The 17,585-nt window shown below is 67.5% G+C and carries 14 protein-coding genes; 11 read left to right on the forward strand and 3 right to left on the reverse strand.

Annotation, left to right across the window (positions count from 1 at the left end):
• The first annotated feature begins 98 nt into the window (after nucleotides 1-98).
• The 6 genes from QE395_RS16735 to QE395_RS16760 are packed head-to-tail and all read left to right on the forward strand — an operon-like array spanning nucleotide 99 to nucleotide 8,051.
• The gene (locus QE395_RS16735; RefSeq protein ID WP_068848713.1) at nucleotides 99-191 is read left to right on the forward strand and encodes a potassium-transporting ATPase subunit F; all 93 of its coding nucleotides are present in this window, start codon (nucleotides 99-101) and stop codon (nucleotides 189-191) included.
• A gap of 12 nt (nucleotides 192-203) precedes the next feature.
• Complete coding sequence (kdpA, locus tag QE395_RS16740; protein WP_210133099.1) at nucleotides 204-1,916, forward strand: potassium-transporting ATPase subunit KdpA; 1,713 nt, start codon at nucleotides 204-206, stop codon at nucleotides 1,914-1,916.
• 11 nt (nucleotides 1,917-1,927) lie between these two features.
• Entirely contained in the window at nucleotides 1,928-3,979 is a 2,052-nt protein-coding gene (gene kdpB / locus QE395_RS16745; protein WP_068848709.1) for a potassium-transporting ATPase subunit KdpB, read from the forward strand.
• The gene (gene kdpC / locus QE395_RS16750) at nucleotides 3,976-4,653 is read left to right on the forward strand and encodes a potassium-transporting ATPase subunit KdpC (protein ID WP_249833616.1); all 678 of its coding nucleotides are present in this window, start codon (nucleotides 3,976-3,978) and stop codon (nucleotides 4,651-4,653) included. Before kdpB ends, kdpC begins: the two co-directional genes overlap by 4 nt.
• 37 nt (nucleotides 4,654-4,690) lie before the next feature.
• Nucleotides 4,691-7,351, forward strand: coding sequence for a sensor histidine kinase KdpD (locus QE395_RS16755; RefSeq protein WP_306989978.1), 2,661 nt, complete (start codon nucleotides 4,691-4,693; stop codon nucleotides 7,349-7,351).
• Nucleotides 7,332-8,051, forward strand: coding sequence for a response regulator transcription factor (locus tag QE395_RS16760; RefSeq protein ID WP_249833615.1), 720 nt, complete (start codon nucleotides 7,332-7,334; stop codon nucleotides 8,049-8,051). Before QE395_RS16755 ends, QE395_RS16760 begins: the two co-directional genes overlap by 20 nt.
• A gap of 58 nt (nucleotides 8,052-8,109) precedes the next feature.
• Here QE395_RS16760 and QE395_RS16765 read toward each other — a convergent pair whose 3' ends face one another.
• From QE395_RS16765 to coaBC, 3 genes are read right to left on the reverse strand one after another with little or no spacing between them, the layout of a single operon-like run.
• Entirely contained in the window at nucleotides 8,110-10,452 is a 2,343-nt protein-coding gene (locus QE395_RS16765) for a phosphomannomutase/phosphoglucomutase (RefSeq protein ID WP_306989979.1), read from the reverse strand.
• A gap of 14 nt (nucleotides 10,453-10,466) precedes the next feature.
• On the reverse strand, nucleotides 10,467-10,940 hold the full coding sequence (dut, locus tag QE395_RS16770; protein ID WP_093532951.1) for a dUTP diphosphatase: 474 nt from the start codon (nucleotides 10,938-10,940) through the stop codon (nucleotides 10,467-10,469).
• Nucleotides 10,937-12,193, reverse strand: coding sequence for a bifunctional phosphopantothenoylcysteine decarboxylase/phosphopantothenate--cysteine ligase CoaBC (gene coaBC, locus QE395_RS16775; protein WP_068848698.1), 1,257 nt, complete (start codon nucleotides 12,191-12,193; stop codon nucleotides 10,937-10,939). The genes dut and coaBC overlap by 4 nt, the downstream gene beginning before the upstream one ends.
• Before the next feature lie 226 nt (nucleotides 12,194-12,419).
• Between coaBC and QE395_RS16780 the strand changes: the two genes are divergently transcribed.
• The 5 genes from QE395_RS16780 (at nucleotide 12,420) to argS (ending at nucleotide 17,570) form a co-directional block, all read left to right on the forward strand.
• Entirely contained in the window at nucleotides 12,420-12,653 is a 234-nt protein-coding gene (locus QE395_RS16780) for a hypothetical protein (protein WP_217538841.1), read from the forward strand.
• An 89-nt stretch (nucleotides 12,654-12,742) separates the two neighbouring features.
• Complete coding sequence (locus QE395_RS16785) at nucleotides 12,743-14,167, forward strand: hypothetical protein (RefSeq protein ID WP_306989980.1); 1,425 nt, start codon at nucleotides 12,743-12,745, stop codon at nucleotides 14,165-14,167.
• 229 nt (nucleotides 14,168-14,396) lie between these two features.
• Nucleotides 14,397-14,807, forward strand: a complete 411-nt coding sequence (locus QE395_RS16790) for a hypothetical protein (protein WP_095362610.1) — start codon at nucleotides 14,397-14,399, stop codon at nucleotides 14,805-14,807.
• Between the two features lie 221 nt (nucleotides 14,808-15,028).
• On the forward strand, nucleotides 15,029-15,727 hold the full coding sequence (gene radC / locus QE395_RS16795; RefSeq protein ID WP_095362609.1) for a DNA repair protein RadC: 699 nt from the start codon (nucleotides 15,029-15,031) through the stop codon (nucleotides 15,725-15,727).
• A 154-nt stretch (nucleotides 15,728-15,881) separates the two neighbouring features.
• Nucleotides 15,882-17,570, forward strand: coding sequence for an arginine--tRNA ligase (gene argS / locus QE395_RS16800; protein ID WP_068848682.1), 1,689 nt, complete (start codon nucleotides 15,882-15,884; stop codon nucleotides 17,568-17,570).
• Nucleotides 17,571-17,585 lie beyond the last annotated feature (15 nt).

Consider the following 17,585-nt stretch of genomic DNA (forward strand, 5'->3'; position numbering starts at 1 on the left):
ATGCACTTTTTACGGGTTGGGCACGGGGCAGGCGTGGAGCGTTTACGCCGTTGGGGAACACGATGGCGGCCTCCCTTCCCTACTACTGAGAACGCCCCGTGCCTGCCTGGCTTTCCTTCGTGAGCGGCGTGCTGGTGCTCGTTGCCGCCGCCTACCTGCTGTACGTCGTGCTTGCGCCCGAAAAGTTCTGACCGGAGCCGACCATGACCGAGATTCTGTTGATTGTGCTGGCCAGCATCGTGCTGGCCTTTCCGCTTGGGCTGTACCTGGCCCGGGTGATGCGCGGTGGGCCGATGCGCGGCGACGCGCTGTTCGGCTGGATTGAAAAGCCGCTGTACCGCGTGCTGGGGGTGAACCCGGCGCGCGGGATGTCCTGGCGTGGCTACGTGGGCGCGTTCCTGCTCAGCAACCTGGTCATTGCCGTGCTGGTGCAGGCGGTCTTCATGACCCAGGCCTGGCTGCCGTTCAACCCCGACCAGATTCCCAACATGCGCTGGGACACGGCGCTGCACACGATGGTGTCGTTCCTTACCAACACCAACCAGCAGCATTACTCCGGCCAGGCGCAACTGTCGTACTTCTCGCAGATGACCGCGATCACCGGCCTGCAGGTGGTCACCCCGATGATGGGGCTGGCACTGGTGGTGGCCACGCTGCGTGCGCTGTTCGGCACGGCGCCGGAAGGCGATGCCGCCGAACCCGCGCTGCCGGCCGACCGCCGGATCGACGTGGGCAACTACTATGCCGACGTGGTGCGTTCGTGCGTGCGCTTCATGCTGCCGCTGTGCCTGCTGTGGGCGGTGCTGCTCACCAGCCAGGGCGTGCCCTCGACGTTGGCCGGTGGCCCGACCGCCACGCCGATCGATGCGGCCGCGGGCATGGAAACCCAGAAACTGCCGCTGGGCCCGGTCGCGGCGATGGTGGCGGCCAAGCAGCTGGGCACCAATGGCGGTGGCTGGTACGGCCCCAACAGCAGCATGCCGCTGGAGAACCCGACCCCGCTGTCGAACGCGCTGGAGCTGATCGGCATCCTGCTGATCCCGATCGCGGTGGTGTTCATGCTGGGTGCGTTCACCGGTCGCAAGCGGCTGGCCGCGCTGGTGTTCGGCTGCATGCTGGCGATGTCGAGCGTGTCGATCGCCGCCACGGTGTGGCTGGAGGGCCATTCGGCCACGGCCGCCAGCCCGCTGCTGATGGAAGGCAAGGAAGTACGCTTGGGTGCGGACGGCACCGGGTTGTGGGCGGCGATCACCACCCAGGTGTCCAATGGCTCGGTCAACGGCATGCATGACTCGCTGAGCCCGCTGGCCGGCGCGGTGCCGATGGTCAACATGTTGATCAACGCGATCTGGGGCGGCATCGGCTGCGGCCTGCAGCAGTTCATCGTGTACCTGCTGCTGGGCGTGTTCCTGGCCGGGCTGATGACCGGCCGTACCCCCGAGCTGCTGGGCCGCAAACTGGAAACCCCGCAGGTGAAGCTGCTGGCGCTGCTGGTGCTGCTGCAGCCGATCACCATCCTGGCGTTCACCGCGATCACCCTGGCCATTCCGTCGATCACCGGCACCTCCAACCCCGCGTTCCATGGGGTGAGCCAGGTGTTCTACGAGTATGTATCGGCATTCGCCAACAACGGCTCGGGTTTCGAAGGGCTGGGCGATGCCACCCCGTGGTGGAACCTGAGCTGCACCCTGGTGCTGCTGCTGGGCCGCTACCCGGTGCTGGTGATTCCGCTGATCGTCTGCGCCCAGCTGGCCGCCAAGCGGCGTGCACCGGAATCGGCCGGCACGCTGCAGATTGAAACCCCGACCTTCGCGCTGACCCTGATCGCGCTGATCGTCATCCTGACCGTATTGCAGTTCATGCCGGCGCTGGTGCTGGGCCCGGTTGCCGACCACCTGTCGCTGACGCTGCGCTGAGACGTGAAACCATGAGTACCTATCCCTTGAATGCAGCTCCTTCCCGCCGCCCGCGCCTGCTCGATGCAGCGGGCCTGCGCCGGGCATTACGCGATGCGGTGATCAAACTGTCGCCGCGCCACCTGGTGCACAGCCCGGTGATGGCGGTGGTGATGGTGGGCACGCTGGTGAGCCTGCTGGTCACGCTGACCGGCAACGCGCCGCTCGGCTTCGGCCTGGTGGTGACCGCGATCCTGCTGTTGACCGTGCTGTTCGGCAACTTCGCCGAAGCGGTGGCCGAAGCGCGCGGCCGCGGCCAGGCCGCCTCGCTGCGGCGTGCCCGCCAGGACCTGAGCGCGCGCCGGCTGGCCGCCGCCCATGCCGGGGCCAGCGAAACCCAGGTGCCGGCCGCCGAGCTGCGCCCGGGCGACCACGTGATCGTCAGTGCCGGCGAGCTGGTGCCGGCCGATGGCGAGATCGTGCAGGGCCTTGCGACCATCAACGAAGCGGCGGTGACCGGTGAATCGGCACCGGTGCTGCGCGAGGCGGGTACCGACCGCAGCGGCGTGATCGGCGGCACAAAGGTGCTGTCGGACCAGATCATCGTGAAGATCACCGCCGAGCCGGGCCACAGCTTCCTGGACCGGATGATCGCGCTGGTGGAAGGCGCCAACCGGCAGAAGACGCCGAACGAAGTGGCGTTGACCCTGCTGCTGGCCGCGATGACGCTGACCTTCCTGGTGGTGGTGGCAACCCTGCCCGCCATCGGCGCCTTCGTCGGGGTCAAGGTCGACCCGCTGCTGCTGATCGCGCTGCTGGTGTGCCTGATTCCGACCACCATCGGCGGGTTGCTGCCGGCCATCGGCATCGCCGGCATGAACCGTGCGCTGGCGGCCAACATCCTGGCCAAATCGGGCAAGGCAGTGGAAGTGGCCGGCGACGTGGACGTGCTGCTGCTGGACAAGACCGGCACCATCACCCACGGCGACCGCCAGGCGACCCACTTCCATGCGCTGGCCGGCATTGAAGCGACGCAGCTGCGCGAAGCGGCGCTGCTGTCGTCGCTGGCCGACCCGACCCCGGAAGGCAAGTCGGTGGTGCGGCTGGCACGCGAGCAGGGCTGCACCACCGCTGAGCCCGACCGCGCCGACTATCTCGCTTTCAGCGCGCAGACCCGCATGTCCGGCGTGGACCTGGACGGTGGCCGGCGCATCCGCAAGGGCGCGGCCGATGCGATCACTGCATATGTCCGCGAGCTGGGCGGCACCGTGCCGGCCGAGCTGGCCGGGCGGGTGGAACAGGTGGCACGCAACGGCGCCACCCCGCTGGTGGTGTGCGAAGGCCGCCACGTGCTGGGCGTGATCGAGCTGAGTGACGTGGTCAAGCACGGCATGCGCGAGAAGTTCGCGCAGCTGCGCGCGATGGGTATCCGCACGGTGATGATCACCGGCGACAACCCGCTTACCGCCGCGGCGATTGCGGCCGAAGCCGGCGTGGACGATTACATCGCCGAAGCGCGCCCGGAAGACAAGCTGGCCCGCATCCGCGCCGAACAGGCCGGTGGGCGGCTGGTGGCGATGGTGGGCGATGGCACCAACGACGCCCCCGCACTGGCCCAGGCCGACATCGGCCTGGCGATGAACTCGGGCACGCAGGCGGCCAAGGAAGCCGGCAACATGGTGGACCTGGATTCGGACCCGACCAAGCTGCTGGCGGTGGTGGAAGTGGGCAAGCAGCAGCTGATCACGCGCGGTGCGCTGACCACGTTCTCGCTGGCCAACGACGTCTCCAAGTACTTCGCGATCCTGCCGGCGCTGTTCGCCGCCACCCTGCCGGCCATGGCCACGTTGAACGTGATGCACCTGTCCAGCCCGCGCAATGCGGTGCTGGCGGCGCTAATCTTCAACGCCCTGGTGATTCCGGCCCTGATTCCGCTCGCCCTGCGCGGCGTGCGCTTCCGCCCGGCCACGGCCACCGCGCTGCTGCGCCGGAACATGCTGGTGTACGGGCTGGGCGGCGTGCTGCTGCCGTTCGCGGCCATCAAGCTGATCGACCTCCTCCTCTTCTCGGTATTTGGCGCATGAACCGCTCCGCTGCTGCTTCGCTTTCCCGCCCGGCGCGTGCGCGCGCCGCCACTCCGGTGTCATTGCAGCACACCGGTGCGCTGCGCCCGGCCATCGGCCTGGGCGTGGCCAGCCTGCTGCTGCTCGGCCTGGCGTATGCCGTGGCCACCACCGGCCTCAGTGCCGCGTTGTTCCCCGTGCAGGCCGAAGGCAGCCTGCTGCTGGACAACCACCAGGTGCGCGGCTCGCGCCTGGTGGCCCAGCCGTTCGTGGGCGACGGCTACTTCCAGACGCGCCCGTCGGCGGCCAACTACGACCCGATGGCCGCCGCCGGCAGCAACCTGGCGCGCAGCAACCCTGCCCTGCAGGAACGCGTCGCCGAGGCGACCCGGACCGTGGCAGCGCGCGAAGGCATCGCCGTGGACGACGTGCCGAGCGACCTGGTCACCCAGTCGGGCGCGGGCATGGACCCGGAGCTGTCGCCGGCCGCCGCTGCGGTGCAGGTCAAGCGCGTGGCGGGCAACCGCGGCCTCAGCGTGGAACAGGTGCAGGCGCTGGTGCAGGCGCATACGCAGGGCCCGCAGTGGGGCGTGTTCGGGCAGCCCCGGGTGAACGTGATGACGTTGAACCTTGCCTTGGACGGGTTGAAGAACACCCAGGCGGCACCCGGTGCGACGGAGACGACTACGCGATGATGTCGCCTTGCCACCGAACGGCGCACACTCTGCCCCCATGACCGACTCCCGCACCCGACAGGCCGACGCACTGGTGGAGAGCCTGCAGCGCGAGGCCGGCGGCAAGCTCACCGTATTCCTGGGCGCCGCCCCCGGCGTGGGCAAGACCTACAGCATGCTCGGCCGCGCGCACGAGCAGCTGCGCCGCGGCGTGGACGTGGTGGTGGGGCTGGTGGAAACCCACGGCCGCGCCGAGACCTCGGCGCTGCTGGAGGGCCTGCCGCAGGTGCCGCTGCTGCAGCGTGAGTACCAGCAGCATGCGCTGCAGGAAATGGACCTGGATGCAGTGCTGGCCCGCCGCCCGGCCCTGGTGCTGGTGGATGAGCTGGCCCACCGCAACGTGCCGGGCAGCCGCCACGAGCGGCGCTGGCAGGATGTGATGGAGCTGCTGGACGCCGGCATCGACGTCTGGACCACGCTCAACATCCAGCACCTGGAAAGCCTCAACGATGTGGTGATGCGCATCACCGGGGTGCGGGTCAGCGAGACCGTGCCCGATGCGGTGCTGGACCGCCTGCACGATATCGTGCTGGTGGACCTGCCGCCGCGCGAACTGATCGAGCGCCTGCAGCAGGGCAAGGTGTACGTGCCCGAACAAGCCGCGCAGGCGCTGCAGGCGTTCTTCTCGCCCGCCAACCTGACCGCGCTGCGCGAGCTGGCGATGCAGGAGGCGGCCGACCGGGTCGACAACAGCCTGCGTGAAACCCGCGCCGCGCGCGGGGAAGGCAACCTGCCGCTGCGCCGGCGGGTGCTGGTGGCGATCGATGGCGGCGGCCAGAGCGAGTACCTGGTGCGCGTGGGCCGGCGCATTGCCGAGCGCCGCGATGCGCCCTGGACCGTAGTGACCGTGCAGCGCCGCCGCGAAGACGACAGCACCCGCCGCGAGATCGACGCGGCCTTCGCACTGGCGCGGCGGCTGGGCGGCGAGGCCGAGCTGCTGCATGGGCCCAGCATTGCCGATGCGCTGCTCGACCACGCCGCGCACAACAGCGTGTCCACCCTGGTGCTGGGCCGCACCCGCGAACGGCCGTTCGCACGCATGCTCAACCGCACGCTGACCCAGCAGTTGATCCAGCGCGGCGCGCACTTTGAAATCACCATCATCGGCACCCCGCAGGCGCGCGCGCGTGCGCGCCGCCATGGGTTGTCGATGCCCACGCTGAGCACCGGCCGCGACACCGTGCTGGCGCTGGTGGCCACCGCGCTGGCCTGCCTGGTGGCGCTGGTAGCCGAACGCTGGGTGGGGCTGTACGACCTGTCGATGGTGTTCATCGTGGCGGTGGTGGTGGTGGCCGCGCGCAGCCGCACCAGTGCGGCGGTGATGGCCGCGGCACTGTGTTTCCTGGCCTACAACTTCTTCTTCATCGCCCCGCGCTTCACCTTCGCGATCAGCGCGCGCCAGGGCGTGATCACCGTGTTCCTGTTCCTGGTGGCGGCGCTGGTGGCCGGGCGGTTGGCCTCGCGCCTGCGCATGCAGGTGGTGGCGCTGCGGGCGGCCAACCGGCATGCGAACGCGCGCCAGGTGCTGGGGGGCCAGCTGACCCGTGCCCCCAACAACGAAGCGGTGGCGCAGGCCGGGCGCGAGGCGCTGGAGCAGGCACTGGATGCGCCCGCCTGGTTGCGCATTGGTGCCGACACCAGCACCAGCGGCAGTGCTGCGCCCGGCGACACCGATCTAGCCGCGGCCGACTGGGCGCACCGCCACGGCCAGCCCAGCGGCCGCTTCACCGACACGCTGGCCGGCGCGGAGTGGTGGTTCCTGCCCCTGCTGGATGGCGACGAGCGCGCCATCGGCGTGGCCGGCATGCGCTTCCCGCGCAGTGCGCCGCGCTTGACCCCGGAACAGCGCCAGCTGGCCGAAGCGATGGTGGATGACATCGCGCAGGCCGCGCTGCGCACGCGGCTGGTGGCCGACCTGGAAAAGGCGCACGTGAGCAACGAAACCGAGCGGCTGCGGTCGGCACTGCTGTCGTCGGTCTCGCACGACCTGCGTTCGCCGCTGGCGGCGATGATCGGCTCGGCCGACAGCCTGTCCAATTATGCCGAGGCGATGGATGCCAGCGACCGCCGCGCACTGCTGGATACCATCCTGGTGGAAGGTGAGCGGCTGGACCGCTACATCCAGAACCTGCTGGACATGACCCGGCTGGGCCACGAAGGACTGAAGATCAACCGCGACTGGATCGGCGTGGACGAGCTGGTCGGCTCGGCCGCGCGCCGCCTGCAGCGCTACCAGCCCGACGTACGCCTGCAGCTGGATATTCCCAGCACGCTGGGGCCGATCTGGGTGCACCCGGCGCTGGTGGAACAGGCGGTGTTCAACGTGATGGAGAATGCAGCGAAATTCTCCCCGCCCGGCGCGGCGGTGGAAGTACAGGCGCGGCTGGTGGACGGCGAGCTGCGCATCGATGTGCTCGACGCCGGCCCCGGCATTCCCGATGACGAACGCGCGCGCATCTTCGACATGTTCTACAGCGTGGAGCGCGGCGACCGCGGCCGGCATGGCACCGGGCTGGGCCTGACCATCACCCAGGGCATGGTCGGCGCGCACGGCGGCAGCGTGCAGGCGCTGCCGGGCCGCGACGGACGCGGTACCCTGATCCGCATCACGCTCCCCCTGCTGCAACCCCACCCTGCCGATGACCCCGACGATTCCTGACCCCTCCCATGGCGTGCCACCGGCGCGCGTGCTGGTGATAGACGATGAAGCGCAGATCCGCCGCTTCCTCGACATCAGCCTGCGCGCGCAGGGTTACCGGGTGCTGCAGGCCGCGACCGGGCAGGCGGGACTGGAACTGCTGGTGGGCGAAGGCGCCGACCTGGTCATCCTGGACATCGGCCTGCCGGACATGGAAGGCCACCAGGTGCTGGCCGAGATGCGCCAGTGGAGCCAGGTACCGGTGATCATGCTCACCGTGCGCGCCAGCGAAACCGAGAAGGTGCTGGCGCTGGACAACGGCGCCAACGACTACGTGACCAAGCCGTTCGGCACCCAGGAGTTGATGGCGCGGGTGCGTGCGCTGCTGCGCACGCGCACGGTATCGGCCGATGGGGTGTTGCCGCATTTCGATGATGGCCACCTGCATATCGACCTGGTGCGCCGCGAAGTGCACCTGGACGACGCACCCGTGGCGTTGACCCGCAAGGAGTACGCGTTGCTTTCGCTGCTGCTGCGCAACGCCGGCCGGGTAGTGACCCAGCCGCAGATCCTGGCCGAGATCTGGGGGCCGACCCACCAGCACGACACGCACTATCTGCGCATCCTGGTGGGCAAGCTGCGCCACAAGCTGGGTGATTCGGCGCTGGACTCGCGCTACCTGTTCACCGAGCCCGGCGTGGGTTTGCGGTTCAAAGGGTGATGGCCGACCACAGGTCGGGCATCACCCGGTAGGTACCGACCGTTGGTCGGTACTCCTTTCAGAACCCCAGTTCGACGCCCGGCAGCAGCGGCTGCAGCTGCTCGCGGAACAGGGTCTTGATGCGCTCCAGCGCGGCCTCGTCGTTGCCTTCGAAACGCAGCACCAGCACCGGGGTGGTGTTGGAGGCGCGCAGCAGGCCCCAGCCGTCCGGGAAGTCCGCCCGCAGGCCATCGATGGTGGACAGGCGCGCGCCGGCGAACGGCGAATCCTCCACCTGCGCGGCCGACACGAACATCGACACCAGCGCGTGCGGAGTACCCGATTCCACCGGCACCTTCAGCTCCGGGGTGGACACGCTGTCGGGCAGCTCGTCGAGCACTTCGGACGGGGTTTCTTCGCGCTGGGCCAGGATTTCCAGCAGGCGCGAGGCGGCATACAACCCATCATCGAAGCCGAACCAGCGCTCCTTGAAGAAGAAGTGGCCGCTCATTTCACCGGCCAGCTCGGCATCGGTTTCGCGCATCTTGGCCTTGATCAGCGAATGCCCGGTCTTCCACATCATCGGGCTGCCGCCGTTGCGCAGCACGTAATCGGACAGCTTGCCGCTGCACTTCACGTCGTAGATCACCAGCGCGCCGGGATTGCGCTGCAGTACATCGGCCGCGAACAGCATCAGCAGGCGATCGGCGTAGATGATCTTGCCTTCGCGGGTGACCACGCCCAAACGGTCGCCATCGCCATCGAAGGCCAGGCCGATATCCGCATCGAAGCGCTTCACGGTCTGGATGAGGTCTTCCAGGTTGTCCGGGTCGCTCGGGTCGGGGTGGTGGTTGGGGAAGGTGCCATCCACATCGCAGTACAGCGGAATGACTTCGGCGCCAATGGCTTCCAGCAGCGGCTGGGCCAGTTCGCCGGCAACGCCGTTGCCGGCATCGGCCACCACCTTGATCGGGCGGTCCAGCTGCACGTCATCGGCAATGCGCTGGATGTAATCGGCGTTGACGTCGCGCTGCTGCAGGCTGCCCGGTTCGGCTGCCACGTGCAGCTGGCCATCGCGGATGCGCTGGTACAGCTCGGTGATGGCATCGCCGGAGAGGGTCTCGCCGCCGACCACGATCTTGAAGCCGTTGTAGTCCGGCGGGTTGTGGCTGCCGGTGACGGCAACGCAGCTGCCGGCACGCAGGTGGTAGCTGGCGAAGTACACCACCGGGGTGGGCGCCAGGCCGATGTCGGTGACATCGCAGCCGGCGCGGCGCAGGCCTTCGATCAGGCTGGCGCTCAGTTCCGGGCCGGACAGGCGGCCATCGCGGCCCACCACGATGTCGCGCAGCCCCTGCACCTGCAGCACCGAGCCGATGGCCTGGCCGATCAGCACCGCCACCTGCGGGGTGAGCTCGCGACCGATCACGCCGCGGATGTCATAGGCGCGGAAGATGCCTTCCGGCACCTCATGGCCCGGGCCGGTGGGCAGCGGCGGCGGTGCCACGCCCGAACCGGCGCCCGGGGCCGGCTCCAGCAGCGGCTCCTGTACCAGGCTTTCGCGCAGGGTCGGGCCATGGTCGGCCTCGCTGGCGGCGGCGCGGCGGCGCGGCAGGGGCACGCGGCCCTTGCCGAACTGCAGCATGCCGGCGATGGCCAGCAGCAACAGCGCGACGATGATGGACGGAATCGCGCCCAGGCCCAGCGGACCCGGTTCGATGTCAGGCACGGCGGCCGCCAGGCGCAGGCCGGTCTTGCCGATCGGACGGGCCAGGCCTTCGGCGCCCTGCGACAGGGCGGTGTCGCCCTGCTCAATGATGTTGTGGGTGCCCTGGCGCAGCGCCAGGTAGCCAGCGGACGGCACGCGCACCTGGTCAAAGGTGCCGGTCAGGCGCAGCAACGGCTGGCGTACGTAGATCACGGCCGGCCCCGTGGTGCCCAGCTGCACCGGCACGGCAAGGCCCAGGCGCTGGCCACCGGCGTCGCGCACCACGCGCGCCACCACGGTATCGCCGGCGATGGCCGATTCCAGCAGGCCCAGGCGGGCATACCCGAAGGCCTTGGGGTCGGCATAGGCCTGGTCCAGGTCGGCGGTGAGCACCTGCACGTCTTCGGTGCCCGGCCAGCCTTCACGCACGGCCAGTGCGGTGGCATCGGCATCGCCGGCGGCCAGCGCGGTACTGACCCGTTCGCTTTTCACCAGGGTGCCCAGCTGGCTGCTCTGCCCTTTGAGTGCGGCGTCCACGCCCTGCACGATCTGGTCGCGGGACTGTTCCAGCGCCTGCCCTACCGAGGCCTGCCGCCATTGCCGCACCCCGCTCCAGGCAAACCACAGCGCCAGCAGGGTCAGCAACCCCACCAGCAACAGCCCGTTACGTTTGCTTGTCAATCGCGGCTGTCCTTCCGCCGTTGCCTTGCTCATTGATGTTCCCCCTGTCAGCGCACCCCGGTATGGCCGAATCCACCCGTTCCCCTGGCGCTGTCGGTGAAAGTATCCACTACCTGCAGGCCGACGCGTGCAATCGGCAGCACAACCAACTGTGCAATACGGTCACCGGGTTGCAGCGTGAAGGCTTCGCGGCCGCGGTTCCAGGCGCTGATCAGCAGCGGGCCCTGGTAATCGGCGTCGATCAGGCCGGTGCCGTTGCCCAGCACGATGCCGTGGCGATGGCCCAGCCCGGAGCGCGGCAGCACTACCGCGCACAGGTTCGGATCTTCAATGTGGATGGCGATGCCGCTGGGAATCAGCGCCGTATCCCCCGGCTGCAGGGTGAGCTCGGTTTCCAGCGCGGCGCGCAGGTCCATGCCGGCGCTGGCTTCGGTGGCGTAGGCCGGCAGCGGCCAGGTATCACCGAAGCGGGGATCGAGCAGCTTCACCTGCAGCGCGTGCAGGGACGGGGCTTGGGTCATGCGTGCAACCTCTGGGCAATCAGGGACAACAGTTGTTCGGCCAGCAGCGCCTTGGTGGTACCGGGGAACACCTGCTCCCCGCCCTGCCAATAGGCGGTGGCTGCATTCTCATCGCTTTCGAAGCCGCCGTTTGTGATGCCCACCTGATTGGCGATCACCAGATCCAGCCGCTTGTCGACCAGCTTGCCGCGCGCGTACTTCTCCACATCGTGGGTTTCGGCGGCAAAGCCGACCACCAGCTTGAGCGCGTTGGTCTGCTGGGCCACCTCGGCCAGGATGTCCTGGGTGCGCACCAGCTCCAGCGTGAGGGTCTGGGTGCCGGCGGTTTTCTTCAGCTTCTGCGGGGCCACCTGGCGGGGGGTGTAATCGGAGACGGCGGCGGCGCCTATATAGATGTCGGCCGGCAGCGCATCCAGCACGGCGCTGCGCATCTGCGCGGCCGAGCGCACGTCCACCCGCTGCACCCCGGCCGGGGTGGCCAGGTGCACCGGGCCGCTGACCAGCACCACCTGCGCGCCCTGGCGCACGGCAGCGGCGGCCAGCGCGTAGCCCATCTTGCCGCTGCTGCGGTTGCCCACGTAGCGCACCGGGTCCAGGTCTTCATAGGTGGGGCCGGCACTGATCACTACGCGCAGGCCTTTCAGCTCCTGGGGGGATTCGGGCGCATCGGCGGGGCCCTGCAGGGCGGCCAGCGCGGCCACGATGGCATGTGGTTCGGTCAACCGGCCGGGACCGGATTCGCCCTCGGCCAGCGGGCCGTCTTCCGGGCCGACCACCTGCGCACCGCGTTCGCGCAGCAGGCTGATGTTGGCCTGGGTGGCCGGGTGGAGCCACATGCGGTGGTTCATCGCCGGGCACACGGTGAGCGGCGCGGTGGTGGCCAGGCACAGGGTGGTGACCAGGTCATCGGCATGGCCGTTGGCCAGCCGGGCCAGCAGATCGGCCGTGGCCGGGGCGACGATGATTCGGTCGGCCCAGCGGGCCAGCTCGATATGGCCCATGGCCTGTTCGGCCGCGCTGTCCCACAGGGTGGTGCGGGTCGGCTGGCCGGACAGGGCCTGGAAGCTCAGCGGGGTAACGAACTGCTGGGCCCCGGCGGTCATGGCGACCTGCACCTGGGCCCCGGCGTCGCGCAGGCGGCGCACCAGTTCCAGCGACTTGTAGGCCGCAATGCCGCCACCCACGCACAACAACAGCTTCTGGCCTGCCAGCGGGCGCGCCTGCGCCGGGGAAGCCTGGGGGGAGTCAGCCACCTGCGAATTTCCTGTCGAACCGAGGCGATTAGCTTACCCGATGGGGTGTGCGGGGCTGATGCCCCAGGGGCATAAGGAGTGGGTTTTTGGTCATGAAGGCCTGGCGGGTGCCTCTCGTGGGGCGGCCTGCCCTTGCGGTATGCGAACATCCTGCGCTTGCGACCTACCGGCGGACGGGGAATTACTCCGGCAGGTCAGCTCTGAAGCGTGACAAGGGAAAATCACGATGCCTGTTGAAGAAATTGCAGGAAGCCTGCTCGGCGGCATTGGCAGGTTCATTGCCTGGATGTTCGTTGACCTGCTGTTCCATACCGTCATATTGGGCACCGGCTATATGGTCCTGAGCGTGCTGGCGCCGAATAAGGAGCGTTCGGAGAATGCCTGTGCTGCTGCCGGCCTGATCACCTGGGCTCTGATTGCGCTGACCGTGTTCGGAATCTATCGCGCCACACTGGCATAGCCGTCCAGGCAAGTTGACAACTTGTCCAGTGCATCGCGCGTTGCGGTTGTTAGCATTGAATGCAGTAGATCAAGGATCGTGAACTGCCTGTGGCCACCTCGTCTTCCCCTGTTGTATTGGACACCCCCCTTACCTGCGAGGACGCGTTCGCAGAGATCGAACGACGCGTTCGCGCCGGCGTGCATCCCGACCGCATCCGGTTGGGCCATAACGAGCGCGCCCTGTATTGGGTGTGCAACAGCAGCCTGCTTCACCATGACGGTCCGGACGAGGCCACGATTGTCGGGCGCATCGAGGCGCACCTGGCGCTGATCTCCCTGCTGCTGGCCAAGGGTGCGGATCCCAACAAGGCAGCCGGACGTGGCGCCACACCCCTCTCGACCACCTGCCGGGACTTCATCTTCAGCCCGGCCGCGTGGGCGGTGGAGAAACTGCGCCGGCTCCTCGCCGCCGGAGCGAACCCTCGCCTGACCAAGGATTCGCCGATCTGCACTGTGCTTGGCCTGCGCGACATGCGCGGCGAAGTGTGGAACTCGGCGTTTGATGCGGATGCAGATCCGGCGGAGATGGGTTACATCTTCGAGGCCATCGACGCGCTGCTGCAGGCCGGCGCCAGCATGGAAGCCATGGACCACCGGCAGATGTATACACCGCTGTTGATCGGCGCGTACCTTGGCAGTGTGCCGCTGCTGCGGTTCCTCGCGGAGCGCGGTGCCAACGTGCACGTGGTCAATCCCTCCGGTTCCAACGCGCTGATGTATGCGGCGGGCGATGTGGACGGACTGAAAGCCAGCCGCGGTGGCATCTCCACCACATGGCACCGGATGGGCGACCCGGTGGCCGTTGCCCGCCTGTTGATCGAATGGGGCCTGGATCCGGCCGCTGCCAACGATCGCGGCCGCACGCCGCTCACGCTGGCGTTGAACGCCGGCAATGTTGACGTGGCGGCGGTGGTGGCAGAAGCCCTCGCGGGACACGGCAAACTTCTGAAAGCGGATGTGCGCCGGTTCAAAGGTACGGAGGTGGAGGCGCAGGTGGCAGCACTGGCCACCAGCGGCCGCACGAGCAAGCCGCCCAGGACGCAGGCGAAGCCGGTGGGTGCCGCGCAGGCCGCTTCATGGGACCGCGCGCGCCAGGAGATGAACCACCCTGATGCATGGCAGCGCCCTGCCTGGTTCTGCGCCTACAACAAAGCATTGTTCGAACACCTGGCCAGCGGCGGCCACCCGGCCATTCCGGTAAACCTGCTGTACGCCGATTACACCGACGCGCTACGCACGCTGCGCCTGTCGAAGACCAAGGACTGGATCAGCCGCAGCGGGGTGGTGACGGTGAAGCCGGACATCGTGACCTGGGACAGCCTGCGTATCAGCTATTCGCATCTAGATGGAGATGACCTGATCTGCCGAGAGGAGATCGTCATGCCGATGTCGCCGGAGCAGCAGCCTGGCATCGAGGTCGTAGCGCAAGCGGTGGGGGGAATGACTTCCCGCTATTTCAAGATGCCAGCCTGATCCTTCCAGCGTGCGGGAAGGTTTGGTCGCAGCCGAAGCTCTGCTCAAACAGCAGGCTGCTTCGTGCCTTGTCGTTGACTACCCGCGAAACGATGCCGGTCCCGACAGCCTGCAACTTTGATCCATAGATTCTTCCGAAACTGGGACGAGCTCTTCAACTTGAGGTGTCACCCGACCATAGAATTCGCGCCATACGGATTCAGCAAAGAATTGATGCAAGGGGCTGCAGATGCAATCAGCGAAGACCAAATGGCTTGCATATACAGTGCTCGTCGGCCTGATACCGATCTGCTCCAGGCTACTCGTGTGGCTCGTGACCAAAGAAGGCAGCCTCGAACCCTTCGCGCCCCAGGATTTCATTGCATTCGGGCTGGTTCTTCATATCTCCAACATCAACGAGATTGAGCATCTTGTCAGTGCTGACAGGGCATGGAAGACAACCCAGAACACCGTATCCGCCTTCTTTATTGCAATTCATGGCGTTCTTTTCTGCTCAACCCTGATCGGGGGCGACGCCATTAATCAGCAGGCAATCATGTACTGCGTCGCTGTCATCGCACTGGTTTCGCTCGCGATCAGCTATTCCTTGTTCACTCGCATCTCGAAAATCCAAATGGACCATCCGGAGCGTGTCCCATGACAACAGCACTCATCGCCGCCACGGTAGTAATCTCTATCGCAGGTTTCGGCTTCGCAGCATGGACGTTGATTCAATCGCACAAAGACGTGCAACGCCAAAGGGAACGCGATCACGCTGAATGATCTGCGACGAAAATGGAAGGCATGGCAATGGTGCTTCCCCACCAAGTCACGCGGCAGTTTCCTATGCCCTCCGCTTGCCCGAACGCCGACACTGGCCGAATGGCAATCAAACATTGGCCCGAGCACGATCGTCCGCGGGAGAAGCTGGTCAAGCTGGGCCCCGAAGCCCTCTCTGACTCTGAACTGCTGGCCCTGTTCATCGGCAGCGGCTGCAATGGGCTGGATGCGGTGCAGAGTGCCCGTCGCCTGCTCGAAAACCATGGCCCGCTGCGCAGGCTCATGGACATGGATGCCATCAGGCTGAGGAAGCTGCCTGCTCTCGGCCCCGCGCGTGCCTGCAAGCTGGTCGCCGCCTTGGAGTTGGCCAGCCGCCATCTGCTGGCCGACCTGGAGCGCGGCGACAGCATCTGCGATCCCGGCTCGGCCGGGCGCTACTTCAAGCTGCGGTTGCGAGCGCGACCCCAGGAGGTGTTCGCCGTGCTGTTCATGGACACGCGCAACCGCACCTTGGCGTATGAAGAGCTGTTCACCGGCACCATCGACACGGCGACCGTGTACCCGCGGGAGGTGGTGAGGCGGGCGTTGCTGCACAACGCGGCAGCGGTCATTGTCAGCCACAACCACCCGTCCGGCCGGGCCGAGCCGTCGGCCTCCGACCGGGAGATCACCTACCAACTCTTTGAAGCCCTGGGGCTGGTCGGGGTCCGGCTGGTAGACCATGTGGTGGTGGGCGACGGCCCGCCGGTGTCCATGGCCGAACGGGGCTGGCTCAAGCGCGACCCGTTCGCCCGCACCTGAACGGCCCGGTCAGCTCATTGCCCCCCTCCCCCCAAGGCCTCCCGCCCCACCCCACGCCCGCCTTCCCGCCCCCGCTGTGCCCCGGTTCAATGGATCGGGGCGGCTTCTGGGCTAAAATTACCGATTCCGCCGCTCCAGTCTCAAAGCAGGCCCTGTGAAAAATCTCCTCCGCGCCCTGATCAGCCAAGGCATCGAAGCCTTGCGCGCCAACGGCACTCTGCCGGCCGATACCCTGACCCCGGAATTCGTGGTGGAACGCCCGAAGACCCGTGAACACGGTGATTTCGCCACCAATGCCGCCATGCTGCTGGCCAAGCCGGCGCGCAGCAACCCGCGCGCCCTGGCCCAGGCCCTGCTGGATGCGCTGCCCAAGAGCGACGATGTGCTGCGCGTTGAGATCGCCGGCCCGGGCTTCATCAATTTCCACCTCGCCCCCAGCGCCTACCAGCGCGAAGCGGTCAGCGTGCTCAAGGAAGGGGCTGATTACGGCCACAACCTGAGCGGCAACGGCCGCACGGTGGGTGTGGAATACGTGTCGGCCAACCCGACCGGTCCGTTGCACGTGGGCCACGGCCGCGCAGCGGCCATCGGCGACTGCCTGGCCCGCCTGCTGGATGTGAACGGCTGGAACGCCAAGCGCGAGTTCTACTACAACGACGCCGGCGTGCAGATCGAGAACCTGGCACTGTCCACCCAGGCACGCGCCAAGGGCATCAAGCCCGACGACGCCGGCTGGCCGGAGGGCGGCTACCGCGGCGATTACATCGAAGACGTGGCCAAGGCCTACCTGGCCGGCGCCACCGTGGAGCTGGAAGGCCATGCGGTGGTGGGCGAGCGCGACCCGGACAACCTGGACGCGATCCGCCGCTTTGCCGTGGCTTACCTGCGCAACGAGCAGAACCAGGACCTGGCCGCGTTCGGGGTGGATTTCGACATCTACTTCCTGGAGAGCTCGCTGTACAAGGACGGCAAGGTCGAAGAGACCGTGGCCCAGCTCAAGGCCGCTGGCCATACCTACGAGGAAGGCGGCGCGCTGTGGCTGCGCTCCACCGATTTCGGTGACGACAAGGACCGCGTGATGCGCAAGTCCGACGGCACCTACACCTACTTCCTGCCGGACGTGGCCTATCACCTGAGCAAGTGGCAGCGCGGGTATGAGCGCGCCATCACCGAGCTGGGCGCGGACCACCACGGTTCGCTGGCGCGCGTGCGCGCCGGCCTGCAGGCGCTGGACGTGGGCATTCCCAAGGGCTGGCCGGAGTACGTGCTGCACCAGATGGTGACGGTGATGCGCGGCGGCGAGGAAGTGAAGCTGTCCAAGCGGGCCGGCAGCTACCTGACTCTTCGCGACCTGATCGAGGAAGCCGGCCGCGATGCCACCCGCTGGTTCCTGATTGCGCGCAAGCCCGATTCGCAGCTGACCTTCGATATCGACCTGGCCCGCCAGCAAAGCAATGACAACCCGGTGTTCTACGTGCAGTATGCGCACGCCCGCGTGTGCAGCCTGCTGCGCCAGGCACAGGAGAAGGGGCTGTCGTACACCCCGGCCGAGGGTCTTGCCGGCCTGTCGACGCTGAACGACGAACCTTCGCTGTGGCTGATGGTGGAAATGTCGCGCTTCCCGGAAGTGGTGGAAGCGGCCGGCATCGCGCTGGAACCGCACCTGATCGCGCAGTACCTGCGTGAATTGGCGCACGCCTTCCACACGTGGTATCACGGCACGCAGGTGCTGGTGGCTGACGAGGCCGAGCGCAATGCCAAGCTGACGCTGGCGTGTGCCGCCCGCCAGGTGCTGGCCAATGGTCTGAACATCCTGGGCGTTTCCGCCCCGGAAAAAATGTAAGCAGTGGAGAAGCAG

It is taken from the genome of Stenotrophomonas sp. SORGH_AS_0282, from assembly GCF_030818125.1.
In the GTDB taxonomy this organism is placed as follows: domain Bacteria; phylum Pseudomonadota; class Gammaproteobacteria; order Xanthomonadales; family Xanthomonadaceae; genus Stenotrophomonas; species Stenotrophomonas rhizophila_A.

Excerpts from the sequence above, each read along its gene's own strand:
- kdpA (WP_210133099.1), top strand. The coding sequence starts at position 204 with ATGACCGAGATTCTGTTGATTGTGCTGGCCAGCATCGTGCTGGCCTTT.
- kdpB (WP_068848709.1), top strand. The coding sequence starts at position 1,928 with ATGAGTACCTATCCCTTGAATGCAGCTCCTTCCCGCCGCCCGCGCCTG.
- kdpC (WP_249833616.1), top strand. The coding sequence starts at position 3,976 with ATGAACCGCTCCGCTGCTGCTTCGCTTTCCCGCCCGGCGCGTGCGCGC.
- QE395_RS16755 (WP_306989978.1), top strand. The coding sequence starts at position 4,691 with ATGACCGACTCCCGCACCCGACAGGCCGACGCACTGGTGGAGAGCCTG.
- QE395_RS16760 (WP_249833615.1), top strand. The coding sequence starts at position 7,332 with ATGACCCCGACGATTCCTGACCCCTCCCATGGCGTGCCACCGGCGCGC.
- QE395_RS16765 (WP_306989979.1), bottom strand. The coding sequence starts at position 10,452 with ATGAGCAAGGCAACGGCGGAAGGACAGCCGCGATTGACAAGCAAACGT.
- dut (WP_093532951.1), bottom strand. The coding sequence starts at position 10,940 with ATGACCCAAGCCCCGTCCCTGCACGCGCTGCAGGTGAAGCTGCTCGAT.
- QE395_RS16780 (WP_217538841.1), top strand. The coding sequence starts at position 12,420 with ATGCCTGTTGAAGAAATTGCAGGAAGCCTGCTCGGCGGCATTGGCAGG.
- QE395_RS16790 (WP_095362610.1), top strand. The coding sequence starts at position 14,397 with ATGCAATCAGCGAAGACCAAATGGCTTGCATATACAGTGCTCGTCGGC.
- radC (WP_095362609.1), top strand. The coding sequence starts at position 15,029 with ATGGCAATCAAACATTGGCCCGAGCACGATCGTCCGCGGGAGAAGCTG.